8 protein-coding genes are annotated in these 13256 nt (G+C 60.3%); 2 read left to right on the top strand and 6 right to left on the bottom strand.

What is annotated here, in order from left to right; translation table 11 throughout:
• Nucleotides 1-87 precede the first annotated feature (87 nt).
• A complete protein-coding gene (locus WAW39_RS21705) occupies nucleotides 88-2169 on the top strand; it encodes an FAD-dependent oxidoreductase (RefSeq protein WP_422321257.1) in 2082 nt (693 codons plus the stop codon).
• 64 nt (nucleotides 2170-2233) lie between these two features.
• Here WAW39_RS21705 and WAW39_RS21700 read toward each other — a convergent pair whose 3' ends face one another.
• From WAW39_RS21700 to WAW39_RS21685, 4 genes are all read right to left on the bottom strand, one after another.
• On the bottom strand, nucleotides 2234-6853 hold the full coding sequence (locus WAW39_RS21700) for a beta strand repeat-containing protein (protein ID WP_422321256.1): 4620 nt from the start codon (nucleotides 6851-6853) through the stop codon (nucleotides 2234-2236).
• A 310-nt stretch (nucleotides 6854-7163) separates the two neighbouring features.
• Complete coding sequence (locus tag WAW39_RS21695) at nucleotides 7164-7766, bottom strand: flavin reductase family protein (RefSeq protein WP_422321255.1); 603 nt, start codon at nucleotides 7764-7766, stop codon at nucleotides 7164-7166.
• Nucleotides 7767-7835: 69 nt separating this feature from the next.
• Nucleotides 7836-9158, bottom strand: a complete 1323-nt coding sequence (locus WAW39_RS21690; protein ID WP_422321254.1) for a (Fe-S)-binding protein — start codon at nucleotides 9156-9158, stop codon at nucleotides 7836-7838.
• 10 nt (nucleotides 9159-9168) lie between these two features.
• Nucleotides 9169-10563: an FAD-binding oxidoreductase gene (locus WAW39_RS21685; protein ID WP_422321289.1), complete on the bottom strand. Its 1395-nt coding sequence runs from the start codon at nucleotides 10561-10563 to the stop codon at nucleotides 9169-9171.
• Between the two features lie 53 nt (nucleotides 10564-10616).
• Here WAW39_RS21685 and WAW39_RS21680 point away from each other — a divergent pair, with 53 nt between their 5' ends.
• The gene (locus WAW39_RS21680) at nucleotides 10617-11561 is read left to right on the top strand and encodes a type I phosphomannose isomerase catalytic subunit (protein WP_422321253.1); all 945 of its coding nucleotides are present in this window, start codon (nucleotides 10617-10619) and stop codon (nucleotides 11559-11561) included.
• Nucleotides 11562-11581: 20 nt separating this feature from the next.
• On the opposite strand, the gene WAW39_RS21675 is transcribed toward WAW39_RS21680, so the two are convergent.
• Nucleotides 11582-11956, bottom strand: coding sequence for a hypothetical protein (locus tag WAW39_RS21675; protein WP_422321252.1), 375 nt, complete (start codon nucleotides 11954-11956; stop codon nucleotides 11582-11584).
• The gene (hisD, locus tag WAW39_RS21670) at nucleotides 11953-13239 is read right to left on the bottom strand and encodes a histidinol dehydrogenase (RefSeq protein WP_422321251.1); all 1287 of its coding nucleotides are present in this window, start codon (nucleotides 13237-13239) and stop codon (nucleotides 11953-11955) included. Before hisD ends, WAW39_RS21675 begins: the two co-directional genes overlap by 4 nt.
• Between the last annotated feature and the right edge of the window lie 17 nt (nucleotides 13240-13256).

The raw sequence follows: 13256 nt of genomic DNA, 5'->3' as shown, positions 1-13256 counted from the left end.
GAACTATTCGATTATATTTCCGCTACATCTCAGATTGCATCCCGGCAGTTGCAAAAAACCCATGCTGCGGCTCGTTGCCAGCCCACCATGAAGCTCCTCCCTGCCCTTCTGCTTGCCACACTCGCCGCCGTTTCCCCGCTCGGGGCGGCAGATTCGTATGACATCGTCGTTTACGGCGGCTCCTCCGGAGGAATCACGGCGGCCATCCAGGCGGCACGCATGGGCAAAACCGCCGTCCTCATCGAACCCACGAAGTTTCTCGGCGGCCTGACCACCGGCGGGCTCGGCGCCACGGACATCGGCAACAAGAAGGCCATCGGCGGCATGTCGCGTGAATTTTACGCCAACGTCTTCAAGTACTACAACGACCCGGCCAAGTGGCAGCACCAGACCCGTGAGGAATACTTTGCCAAAAAGCAGCACGGCAACACCGGCAGCGAAGACACCATGTGGACCTTCGAGCCCCATGTGGCCACGGAGATCTACGACGCCATGCTCGCCACCGTGAAGGACAAGGTCACCGTGGTTTTCAGCGAGCGCCTGGATCTGAAAAAGGGCGTGCTCAAAGAGGGCGCACGCATCACCAAGATCATCATGGAGAGCGGCCGTGCCTTTGAGGGCAAGATGTTCATCGACGCCACCTATGAGGGCGATCTGATGGCCAAAGCCGGCGTGAGCTACGCCGTGGGCCGCGAGCCGAATGCGCAGTTTGGCGAAACGATCAACGGCGTGCAGAAGGTGAAAACCATCCACCATCAGTTCATCAAGAACGTCGATCCCTACGTTAAGCCAGGCGACCCCAAGAGCGGCGTGCTGCCCGGCATTGATCCCGGCGACATCGGCGAAGATGAAAGCGGCGACCGCAAGCTGCAGGCCTACAACTTCCGCATGTGCACCACCGACGTGCCGGAAAACCGCCGTGACTGGGAGAAGCCCGTCAACTACGACGAGAAGTGGTTCGAGCTTGCCCTGCGCAATGTCGAGGCCGGTGACGAACGCATCTCCTGGGCCCCCACCTGGATGCCCAACCGCAAGACGGACACGAACAACAACTTCGCCATCAGCACCGACTTCATCGGCCAGAATTTTGATTACCCGGACGCCGACTACGAAACCCGCGCGAAGATTTGGAAAGCCCACGAAGACTGGCAGAAGGGCCTCATGTGGACCTATGCACACCACCCCCGCGTGCCTGAAAAAATGCGCGCCGCCTTCCAAAAACTGGGTCTGGCCAAGGATGAATTCAAGGACAACAGCAACTGGCCGCGCCAGCTCTACGTTCGCGAAGCACGCCGCATGATCGGCGGCTACGTCATGAGCGAGAAGAACTGCAAGCGCCGCGAGATCGTGGAAGACAGCGTGGGCATGGGCGCCTACAACATGGACTCGCACAACGTGCAGCGTTACATCACCAAGGAAGGTTTTGTGCGCAATGAGGGAGACATCCAGATCGGCACCCGTCCCTACCCCATCAGCTACCGCAGCATCACGCCGAAGGCGGAGGAGTGCACCAATCTCCTCGTCCCCGTGTGCCTGAGCGCCACGCACATCGCCTACGGCAGCATCCGCATGGAGCCCGTCTTCATGGTCATGGGCCAGAGCTCCGCCACTGCCGCCGTGATTGCCATCGACTCCGGCAAGGACCTGCAGCAGATCGACATGGCCAAGCTCAAGGAAAAGCTCCTCGCCGACGGCCAGATGCTCGACTTTGAATCACCGCCGATGCCGGAACATGTCTCGATCAGCAAAGAAAAGCTCGGCGGCATCGTCGTCGATGACAGCGAGGCCGAACTCACCGGCTTCACGTCCGAAGGCCACACCACACCGGGCTTTGTCGGAGAAGGCTATCGTCACGATGGCGACACCGCCAAAGGCGAGCAGAAAGCCCGCTTCACCCCCAATCTGCCTGCCGCAGGTCAGTATCGCGTCGCCATCACCTACACCGCGCTTGCCAATCGTGCGGACAACGTTCCTGTCATCATCCACCATGCCGATGGCGAAGCCACAGTGGTCGTGAACCAAAAGAAGAAAGCCCCTGACAAAGACGTTCTGCTTCCCTTGGGCACCTACCGTTTTGAAAAAGGTAAAACCAGCTGGCTCGAAATCCGCAACGAAGGCACCAAGGGCCACGTCATCATTGACGCGGCGCAGTGGATGCCGGCGAAGTGAGTGGATCGATTTTATAAGGAAGGCAGGAACCAGCTTGGTTTCCTGCTTTCCTCATTCCTGGCTCTTACATGCGGCGGCGATGCAGAACTATCGCGAGGGTGGCGAAGAGAAGCAGCAATGCACGGGAGGGTTCGGGGACGGCAACGATGAGGACACCAGTGGTGAAGAGTTCGGACGTATCCCAGATCAGCCCTGCTGTCAGCGTGGGCAGATCATACTGAATGGTGGTGACGGACACAGGGCCGGTCAGGTCAGACCAGTCGAAGAGCCGCCATTGATCGCCTTCTGCCCAGCCGGTCATGTCGTTGGGATTCGAAACTCGCAGCAGTGTGTCCGCATCCAGACTCACGGCACCGGAAATGATGGCGCGGTCGGCCGCAGCGGCGTTGCCGGTGTTGTCCCCCTGCCCGGCTCCGGAGAAGAGATCAAAGTTCAGGATTGAGGCTGCTGAAAAACTAAGAACACCTGTGCCGGAGGTTTTAATGGTGAGCGTGCTGGCCGCCGACGGAATTCCCCCAGGCAGCTCCGTGCCGATCTGCAAGGTGCCGCCTGTCAGAGTCACGCTTTGATCCGCGCCCGGGGCAACGCGCCCGCTGCCGCCAAACACCGCGCCGGACTGGACTGAGACCGCCCCCTGCCCGGTGCCTGAGCCAGTGGCAGCGGTCACAAGCAGGGTGCCTTGAGTCACCGTCGTACCGCCGCTGTAAGTGCTGTTCCCGGTGATGATCCAGGTGCCCGTTCCGACTTTTTCGATCTTACTGGTGATGCTAACGTTGACGTCCGGCAGACTGACGATCTCATTGGCTCCGGTGTTGGTGCCCCCAAGGCGCAGCACGCGCTGCACAGGGTTGCTGCCTGCGGCAGTGAAGGGAGAGGTGAATTTGACCGTGCCTGTTCCGGTGTTTTCCAGAACTGCGGTCACTGAGATCACATCGGTGGCCACGTCGGCGTTGCTGATGTTGATCGGGCGGTTGGTCACGGAGTCGGTGTCTCCAATGTAGCGCAGTGTGGCCAGCACATTGTAATTCTGTGCGGAGGTGGTGGCCGTGGCCATGTCGATGATGCTGGTGGCGCTGTTGTAGTCGCCAGTGCCTAGCGAACTGGCCTGCCCCCGGTCCGCGAGCGAGGTGACTTCGATGGTGTTCTGCAGCAGGGTGGTCTTGCCCCTGTAGGTGTTCGCCGCGCCCAGCTGCAGGGTGCCGAGCGAGATGGTCAGATTGAGGTTGTTTTCGTTCGTGCCTGAGCCGCCGATGAAGCCACTGCGAAAATCGAAAGCACCTGAGACGTAGTGCAGGAAGGTGCTGAGGCTGGTGGTTCCGCCCACGACCGCATTGTTCGAGCCTGTGCCTTCCGTGCGCAGCCCGCCATACTGGGTGACGGCGTAGCCGGTCGAGGTGCTGCCGAGGATCAGCTTTCCGCTGGTGCTGCCGCTGCCCAGCGTGAAGGTGGTGCCGTAGTAAATGGCATAGCTGATGGAGGAACTGGTGGTTTTGACGAGTTGCAGCGCGCCATCCTGAATCCGCGTGGCACCGGAATAATCTCCGGTGGTGTAGCTGGTATCGTACTCGTAAATGACCGTGCCTGCGCCGGTCTTGGTCAGGGCTGTACCTACAACGGTGCCGCCTGAGTTGGTGGTGTTTAAAATGCGGCTGCGGATGGTCAGGGGGGCGTCCAGGTTGTTCTGAAAGATGGTCAGCTCTGTGGAGCCCACCGCCGCGCGTATGCCACCACCGGTGATCGTCGTGAGATTCGCGCCGACATTGGGCGTGACCAAAATGCCCCCGAGGGTGAGGACGACAGAGCTGGCGTCCTGCGTGAGGGTCGTGGCCTGGGATTGATTGAAACGCAGACTGCCGATGCTGGTGCTCGCGCTCAGTGTCGTGGCGGTAATGCCCGAGACTATGTCCGCATTGTCAGCCAGAGTGGTGGCGGTGCTCAGCGTATAACCGCTGATGCTGGAGAGCCCCACAAAAAAGCGCAGTCCGGAAACCGCCGCCGTGGTGGCCGCCCAGTCATCCAGCCCAACCGTGGCAAACGCGACGCCACCGGTGCCGGTGACCAGGGCATTGTCTGCGCCGCTTGTTGTTTTGATGGAGCCAAGAGTCGGCAGATCCAGACGCAGCGTGCCTCCCACCACCGTGCGGGAGATGGCGCCAAAGGTGATGTCCATGCTGCCAGTGCCAGATGATACCGCCGTGATGCGCGAAGAACCGCTGGCGATTGTCAGCGTGCCGAGAGCCTGACTGCTGGCACCGTCCACCTTGCCCGTGGTCTTGAGCGTGCCACCGCCCAAAGTCAGAGTACCTACGGTGCTGCTGAGGGTGACATTGGTGTAGAGCATGTTGGCCGCTGGTGCGTCCGCTGCGCTGAAGTCCAGATGCAGCACCCCGTTGTTCACGGTGGTGATGCCGGTGGCCGTGCTGGTGCCCATCAGTGTCAGTGTACCGCTGCCTTCCTTTGTGAGAATGCCCGAGGTGGCTGTGATGGCCCCATGCACCTCAAAGTTGCCGCTGCCTGAGAAGGTGTAACTGGTGGCACCGATCTGCGCGGTGATGCCGCCCGCAAGAATGAGCGTACCGCTGTCGGAGCCAAACCGTGTGGCGGACTGGATGCGCACCGTGGGCGTGATCGTATTGATGCCGCTGAGATTGCGGATGGCTCCGTCCAAGGCGATGCCATGGCCGTTGGCCTGGATCGTTTCGTTCAAGGTGATGCCACCAGAGAGGTTCAACGACGCGCCGGTCATGATTTTGGTAATGCCGGTCGAGCCCGTGGTGCCGAGAGCATTGCTGTCACGCACTTCCAACACGCCGCTGTCCACCGTCACCACACCGCTGAAGGTGTTCGCTGCGGCAAGCACCGTGCGTCCGACGCCATTGATCTCGAGGCTGACACTGCCGCTGCCATTGTTGGCGATGGAGGCATTGATGGTCAGTGCGTTCGAGGTGGACATGTTGGTCAGCAACAGCTGCCCGGCAGCATTGTCCACGCCACCGGCGGTGAGAAAACTGCCGTCTCCGAGCGATCCAACCGCCAGCGCCTGGGCACCCTGAATGATCTGCACGCCGCCACTGTCGGCGAGCCGCAGTGTTTTGCCCGCCAGATCAAGCTGACGCACGTTGCCGGTGTCGGTCATGGAAAGTGTGGCCAGATCCGTCACCCCGGCGGTGAACGATACGGCACCGGTGGAGGAACCTGAAATTTGCAGGTTGGCAGTTGTCGTGTAGCCCGGCAGCACACTGACGTTTGCACCTGTCTGATAGACAAGATCCCCGGCAAACACGCCGACCGCCCCGTCGGTCAGACCTGCCCATCCTCCGACACGACCATCCCCACTGCGATAGGTGGCCCAGGCGCCCACCAGACCCTGGGTGGCACCGCCGACGCTGCCGGTGATCTGCCCTGTCACTGGAGCCGTGATGGCAAGCACGGCACTGCCCGTGCGGGTGATGTCGCCCAGGTCCACGCTCATGCTGCCGCCAAAGCCTGACACGAGCGTGATCGCTGTGGCGCTCTGCTGCACGCTGAGGCTGCCGAACGTCTGGCTGTTTGCCTTGCCTGCGGCACCGACGAGCTGCAGCTCCGTGCGTGTGGTCAGGCCTCCCAGAAGCTGCAGCGCTCCTGCCGTTGTGCCATGATACAGCATGTCTTGAGTCGATGCCGTCGCGGCGGTGAAGTCCAGAATGTTCACCCCGCCTTCGGTGCCTGCGTTTTCGGAAGTACTGACGTAGCTGAGAGCACGCCCCAGGACGGTGGCTCCCGTGTAGGTGCTGGGAGCAGCGTAGGTCAGAGTCAGCGGCTGCAGTGTGTTGACGGGAGCATAGGCGGTGCGGCTGAAACTCCAGCTGCCGCCCGTCTCGCCGATGCCGCCGCTAATCGTGGTGTTGACCGTGTTGATGTGCGTATGAAAACGGGCGTCACCGCTGAGAGTGATGGCCCCGCTGAAGGTGGAGTTGGAGGCGTCCACGCGAACCGCGCCGTAATTGGCGGCCCCCACGCCGGCAATGGTGAGCGCCGTGGTGTAAGTGCCGGTGCCTGTGGGATTGAAGATGGAGTAGGTCTTCACATCAATGCTGCTGAGGCTGCTGATGTAGGTGGGGAGGCCAACGCTGAGATAGATGCCGCCGGTGGCTCCGGCTGCGCTGCTCAATGTGAGCGTGCCAGTGAGATCAGGATTCACCGAACTGATGCGCACAAAAGCGGTGGTGGAACCACCCGATTTCTGAAAGGTGAGATTGCTGCCTTTGAGCAGTGACGTGAAGGTGATCCACTGGCCGCCCGTGCTGCCGCCAGAGGCTGCATTGGCAATGCTCACCATCCCTCCCTCACCGAAATTGAGCGTGCCCCCTGTAAACGCATGAGCAGTGGTCCCAAGTGGAGTCCCCAGTGGATCGAAGATCATTCCTGCCAGCTTGATCTCACCGTCTAGAGTGAGTGTACCGCCCGAGGTGCTGGAGGTGTAGCCAAACTCGGCGATGGCCAGCCCGCTGTTGTCCCAGGCGCTGTAGGTGCTCGTGCTGCTTTTGTACCAGCGCAAATTGGTGCTGACACTTCCGTCCGTGCTCCAGTTGCCGCCGCCATTTTGAAGGCCCGCCGTGGCAAGGTCGCCGTCGAACTGATAGGTCTGCGCTCCAGCCAAAGACGTCATCAACAACAGGCTCAGGAATACTGGGAGTCGTTTCATGTGAGTGTGTGTGTGATCCCCCTCCCGACACTTGGCCGTGGACTTCCATGACCAGCATGGAGCTGTTCTTCGATTCAAGTTTCAGGGGGGACTTTATGCCTGAGCATCAGCCGTGCCCAGCACGTACCCCCTCCGCAATCTCGGCACAATAGTACCACCTTATGCGTCTGCTGTTTTGGTTATGGGTGAATGAATTTTTCACCCGCTAAAGGAGCGGCTTACCTCTGAGAAAAACAGTCCCCAAAATCACCTCTGCCACGATGCTTGCGTGCGAAAAAAGTCACTCGGCTGTTTCATTTCAAACAGGGCCTTACTTCGGCCTCTTCAGCTCAAACATATCCTGTGTCCGGCAGTACCAGTTGGGACTCTGCATGCGACCGATGGGATGATAGTTCCCGGGCTTCACCAGCCACGTTTCAGGATCCAGAATACCATCGCGCACATGCACGCGCAGCACTTCGCCAATGATCAGTCGGTTGTCGCCGATCTCGATGATGCTGTGGCTGCGGCATTCAAAGCTGGCGGGCGCTTCCGCAATTCGTGGCGGCTTCACCACGCTGCTCGGCAGGGCCGTGAGTCCGGCATGCAGCAATTCATTCTCACCCGGTGGCAGCGTGGCCGCACAGAGATTCATTTTCTCGGCGAGCGCTTCATCGACGAGGTTCACGACAAACTCGTGCGTCAGGCGGATGTTACGCGCGGTGTCCTTCGGCACGCCCGCAGAGCGATCTCCCGGACAAAAGCCGACGATCGGCGGAGAATCCCCCAGCACGTTGAAGAAACTGAACGGTGCCGCATTCACACGCCCTTCGAGATCCACAGTGGTCGTCAAGGCAATCGGACGCGGAGTGACAAGTCCGGCGAGAATCATGTAAGCGTCTTCGCTCAGGGGGCCAGTAAGATCGAGTTCCATGGGGATTGAGATTATCAAGGTGCCGGGGTCTCCTGACCCCGGTGGGAATCAAGAGCTTCCCACACCTTGTTACGAAGCAGATTCAGCAGCGGACTCGGCACGATACGCTTTCGCCAGCAAAGTCACCGGCTGCGTCACTTCGTGGCAGGGATGACTGCCACAAGCGCGCAGCCCATTGGCGATCTGCAAATGACATCCAGGATTGCTCGTGGCAACCACAGGCGCCCCAGCCTGGCGCAGGTTCGCGACTTTTCGGTCCAGCAGCTTCTGGCTCTGCTCAGGCTGGGTGATGTTGTAGATGCCCGCGCTGCCGCAGCACCAGTTCGACTCCGGCAGCTCCTTGAACACAAGCCCCGGAATGCTGTTCAGAATCTGCCGTGGCTGTGACACGACCTTTTGACCATGGCACAGGTGGCAGCTTTCATGATACGTCACCTCCCCCACACCGGCACCTGCGGTGGGTTTGCGGAAGCGAATCTGCACGAGCCATTCGTGGATGTCCTTCACCTTCTTGTCCCACTGCTTGGCTTTTTCCGCATAGAAAGGATCATCATGCAGCAGATGACCATAAGTCTTCAAATGCGATCCGCAGCCGCCAGCATTGGTGATGATGGCATCGATATGATCGAGATCAAAGCTGTCGATCTGCCTGCGGGCCAGCTCGCGCGCGAGTTCAAGCTCGCCATTGTGCGCGTGCAATGATCCGCAGCAGCTTTGCGAACGCGGAGTGATGACTTCGCAGCCGTTCGCCAGCAGGACATCCGCAGTGTCGCGATTGATGTTCGAAAACGCCAGATCCTGGATGCAACCCGTGAGCAAACCCACACGGTAGCCTTTGCTCTGCTGCGGCACTTCCTCCGGCCAGATCAGGTCATCAGAAAAATTCTCCGCGATCTTCGGCGTCTGCGGCTCCAGCTTTTTCAGCGAGGACGGCATGAGCCCGAAGAAGCGCACCTTTCGCATCAGCTTTTCCAAACCGGTGCTTTGGTAGATGCGCAGCACGCGTCCGATCAGACGCAGCAACCAGGGACGCATGAAGATGACATTCAGCGAGAGCCAGCGCCAGAAATCGCGCTGCATGCCGTCATTCACCTGCGCCTGCTCGACTTCAGCGCGCGCCGTTTCAAACAGCTCCGCATAGTTCACTCCCGCCGGACACGCCGTCTGGCAGGCGAGACATCCCAGGCAGTAGTACATTTCATCGGAGAGCGCCCTGGTAACCTCCAGGTTGCCGTCCGCCACCGCACGCATGAGCGAGATGCGTCCACGCGGGCTGTTGCGCTCCATTTTTGTCTCCACATAGGTGGGACACGTCGGCAGGCACATGCCGCAGTGCATGCACTGCTGCAGCACGGAATAGTCGATGGATTTGAGGAGATTGGCAGATGGCATGATCAGTTCCTCAATCAAAAATCTTCCCGGGGTTCAGCAGGCCCTGGGGATCGAGGGCTTGTTTGATGCTGCGCATGAGTTCGTAGCTGCCTTCACCGAGCTGGCGTCTGAGGAAGCCTTTTTTGGCGAGGCCGACACCGTGCTCACCAGTAACAGTGCCGCCGAGGCGGATGGTTTCATCCACAATTTCTTCGAGCGCGATTTCAATGCGGTGCATCTCTTCGTGATCGCGTTCATTCGTGAGGAAGGTGGGATGCAGGTTGCCATCGCCAAGATGGCCAAAGGTGCCGATCTGCAGTTTGTGCTTCTTCGCCACGCTGTCGATGAAGGCGACCATCGTGGCGAGCTCGCTACGCGGCACGGTCACATCTTCGAGGATCGTCGTGGGCCGCACACGGGCAAGCGCAGAGAATGCATTGCGGCGCGCGGCGGCGAGCTTGGCGCCTTCCGCCTCATCCGCAGCAGCGCGAACATCGCGAGCGCCGTTGGCTGTGGCGAGCGCCATCATCTGCGCAGCCTCTTCTTCGACGACGACTGGATGCCCGTCGGTCTCCATCAGCACCAGCGCCTCCACATCCGTGGGAAGGCCGATCTTGGCATAATCTTCGACGCACTGCACCGTGACGCGATCAAGGAACTCCAGCGTGCAGGGGATGATCTTGGCGGCGATAATGGCCGAGATCGTCTTGGCAGCAGCGTCCATCGAATCATACAGCGCCAGCATCGTTTTGCGTGCCTTGGGACGCGGCAGCACTTTCAGGATGACTTCCGTGATGATGCCGAGGGAGCCTTCGCTGCCGATGAAGAGGTCCTTCATGGAGTAACCCGCCACGTCTTTGACGCACTTGTTGCCAAGGAAGGTCAGAGTGCCGTCTGGCAGCACGACTTCCATGCCCATGACGTAATCACGCGTGACGCCATACTTCAGCCCGCGCAGACCGCCCGAGTTTTCGGCCACATTGCCGCCGATGGTGGAGATCTTCATCGAGCCGGGATCAGGCGGATAAAACAAACCGACCTTCGCTGCAGCATCGTCGATCTCCTTGGTGATGACGCCGCTCTGCGCCCGCACCGTGAGGTTTTTTTCATCAACCTCGATGAGCTTGTCCATCTTCACCAGACAGATCACCAGACAACCTGCCAGCGGCACGCTGCCACCGCTCAATCCGGTGCCTGAGCCACGGGTGACCACGGGGACGTCGTTTCTGCGAGCGAGTTTGACGCATTCGGACACTTCCTCGGTGGTCAGCGGAAAAACGACCGCACCGGGACGCTGCTTGAGGGCGGCGGTTCCATCGAAACTGTACGGCACAATGTCCTCCGCTGAGGTAAGTACTCTATCCGGAGCTAGGATTTCCTTCAGAGAGTGAATAAAGGGGGCTTCAATTTGGTTCACGGCGGGCATTCTGGCGAGTTCGAGGTAGAGCGTCAACGCGGGCTGTGGTTGATTATGATCACATGAAATTCAATCACCTCATTCGTTTCACTCCCATTTATCAAAGCCGCGTCTGGGGTGGCCGCCGCATGGAGACCCTCCTGGGGGCCGCGCTGCCGGATGCCACCACTCCTTTTGGTGAAGCCTGGACGGTGTGCGATCGCCCTGAGGCCCCGAGTGTGACGGCGGATGGCGTGACTCTGCATGAGCTGTGGACGAACCACCGCGAGGCTGTGTTTGGCAAAACCCTCCTAAAATCCACCAGCCCCACCTTCCCGCTGCTGATGAAGATTCTCGATGCCTGCGATGATCTCTCTATCCAGGTGCATCCGCCCGCAAGCATGGCCGAGGAACTGAAAGGCGAGCCGAAAACGGAGATGTGGTACATCGCCCATGCAGATCCGGGTGCGAAGATCTACGCCGGTCTGAAACCGGGAGCGACGCGCGCGGATTTCGAAACCGCGCTGCTAAACGGCACGGTGGCCGATGTCGTGCATGTGATCGAGGCACGCACGGGCGACTGCCTTTTCATCCCAAGCGGCCGCGTCCATGCCATCGGCGCAGGATTGCTGATCTATGAAATCCAGCAGAACAGCGACACAACGTATCGTGTCTTCGACTGGAACCGCGTGGGGCTGGATGGCAAGCCGCGCGCCCTGCATGTGCAGGAGTCCATGCAGAGCATCGATTTCACGGATTTCGAGCCAGGCGTGCAGCAGGTCCAGTCCAACGGCACACTTGTGAACTGCGAGTATTTCAACGTCAAAGTGCTCAGCGGCTCAAAGCTGGCAGGTATCCCAGGCGAAAGCCTCACCATCGCCGTCGTCAGCGGCAAGATCACCGTCGGCGGCACGACTCTCAAAGCAGGAGACTTCGCCCTCGTTCCCGCCACCCTCGCCTCCCCCTCACGTTTGGTGAAGCCCGCAGACGCGGAAAGTCAGTGGCTGGAGATCCGCGTGCCTGTGTGATTCAGCCGGGCATTCCCGCCCTACTGTTTGACCGCCGGCACTTCGGCTTTCTTGATCTCAGGCACAGGCTGCTCGGCAGGCTTGGTCGCAGCGGGTGCAGCCGCCTTCTTCGTTTCAGCCGCAGGCTTTTCGACCTTCTTGATCTCCGTTTTGGGCTTGTCCGTAAACTTTTCGCTCTTTTTGACCTCAGGGTCTGTTGGTGTGCTGGGCACGGCGATGAATTTGGCCTTCTCCGGATCCATCTTCGGCAGCTTCCCCTGCGGCACAGGCGGCAGTTTTTTCTCCGGAGCTGGCTTGGGAGCGGCCGCAGCAGACTTAGCCTTGGGCTCAGGTTGAGGAGCCTCCTTGTCACAGGCAACGAGCAGCAGAGCGATTAGGCACAAGCGGTGGTTCATGAGGCACGAATGGACACCGAACGCGCGTGCGCATCAAGCCCCTCAACTGCGCTGATCGCGCTGACAATGGGGTCGGACTTGGCACAGCTTTCGCGATCCAGACGAATAATGCTGGTTCGGCGCTGAAACATGTCCGCCGTGATGCCCGGGAAGGATTTGCCGGAGCCGCCGGTGGGCAGCGTGTGGCTGGGACCAGCGAGGAAATCGCCGACGGCGACCGGGGAATGATTGCCCAGGAAGATGGCCCCCGCCGTGCGAATAAGCGGCAGGATGGCGTCTTCACGCGAGGTGATGAGCGTCAGATGCTCAGGGGCGAAGTCGTTCGCCAGACGCGCGCCGTCCTCCAAACTGGGGACGAGCATGAGAAAGACGCCTTTCTCCAGCACGGGAGTTAGCTGAGCCTGACGGCTGAGCGTTTGAGACTGCTCCCCGACCTGCGCAACCACCGCATCAAGCAGTGCGGCATCGTCCGTGAGGAAACCCGCCATGCTGTCCTTGCCATGCTCAGCCTGCGCGAGGATGTCCGCAGCGATGAAGGCAGAATTGCCAGACTTGTCAGCGAGGATGAGCACTTCGCTCGGTCCAGGCAGCAGATCAATCGAGACGACACCAAAGCTCTGGCGCTTGGCCTCGACCACGTAGCTGTTTCCGGGACCAAAGATTTTGACCACCGGACGAATCGTGGCAGTGCCAAAAGCCAGCGCCGCAATGGCCTGCGACCCGCCGATTTTATAGACCTCGGTGGCACCCGCGAGCTTCAGCGCAGCCAGCAACCCCGGATTGACCGTGCCGTCGCGCCCGCAGGGGGTGCAGACGACGATCTCTGGCACACCGGCCGCAGTGGCAATCGCAACGGTCATGATGGAGGTGGAAACCAGCGGCGCGGTGCCTCCCGGCACGTAGCAGCCCACACGCTCGAAAGGGTGGAAAACTTCGCCGACTGTGGCGCCCTGCTCATTGGTGAATTCCCAGCCTTGGCGCATGCTGCGCTGAGCAAAGGCCGACACATTGCGATGGGCAGATTCGAGGGCACGCTTGAAGGTGGGATCAGCGGCCTCCCAGGCTGCATCCAGTTCTGCCTGCGGAACGCGCATTTGCTCAGCGGTGAGCTTGGCTCCGTCAAATTTCTCCGTGAGTTCCAGCACGGCGGCATCACCTCGCTCGCGCACGGCCTTGATGACACCGGCGACGACCTCACGTACGGCATCGCTGGCCTCAGCACGGCGGTTGAGGGCGGCGGCGGCAGTGGCGTAGTCGGGATCGGTGTGGCGGATGATCTTCATCGTATAAGTTTACGTGC

It is taken from the genome of Prosthecobacter sp., assembly GCF_049294395.1.
GTDB lineage: Bacteria > Verrucomicrobiota > Verrucomicrobiia > Verrucomicrobiales > Verrucomicrobiaceae > Prosthecobacter.
This window is presented reverse-complemented; position numbering and strand designations above follow the sequence as displayed.

What these genes read in the sequence shown, in the direction of transcription:
- WAW39_RS21705 (WP_422321257.1), top strand. Translation starts at nt 88, where the DNA reads ATGAAGCTCCTCCCTGCCCTTCTGCTTGCCACACTCGCCGCCGTTTCC.
- WAW39_RS21700 (WP_422321256.1), bottom strand. Translation starts at nt 6,853, where the DNA reads ATGAAACGACTCCCAGTATTCCTGAGCCTGTTGTTGATGACGTCTTTG.
- WAW39_RS21695 (WP_422321255.1), bottom strand. Translation starts at nt 7,766, where the DNA reads ATGGAACTCGATCTTACTGGCCCCCTGAGCGAAGACGCTTACATGATT.
- WAW39_RS21690 (WP_422321254.1), bottom strand. Translation starts at nt 9,158, where the DNA reads ATGCCATCTGCCAATCTCCTCAAATCCATCGACTATTCCGTGCTGCAG.
- WAW39_RS21685 (WP_422321289.1), bottom strand. Translation starts at nt 10,563, where the DNA reads ATGCCCGCCGTGAACCAAATTGAAGCCCCCTTTATTCACTCTCTGAAG.
- WAW39_RS21680 (WP_422321253.1), top strand. Translation starts at nt 10,617, where the DNA reads ATGAAATTCAATCACCTCATTCGTTTCACTCCCATTTATCAAAGCCGC.
- WAW39_RS21675 (WP_422321252.1), bottom strand. Translation starts at nt 11,956, where the DNA reads ATGAACCACCGCTTGTGCCTAATCGCTCTGCTGCTCGTTGCCTGTGAC.
- hisD (WP_422321251.1), bottom strand. Translation starts at nt 13,239, where the DNA reads ATGAAGATCATCCGCCACACCGATCCCGACTACGCCACTGCCGCCGCC.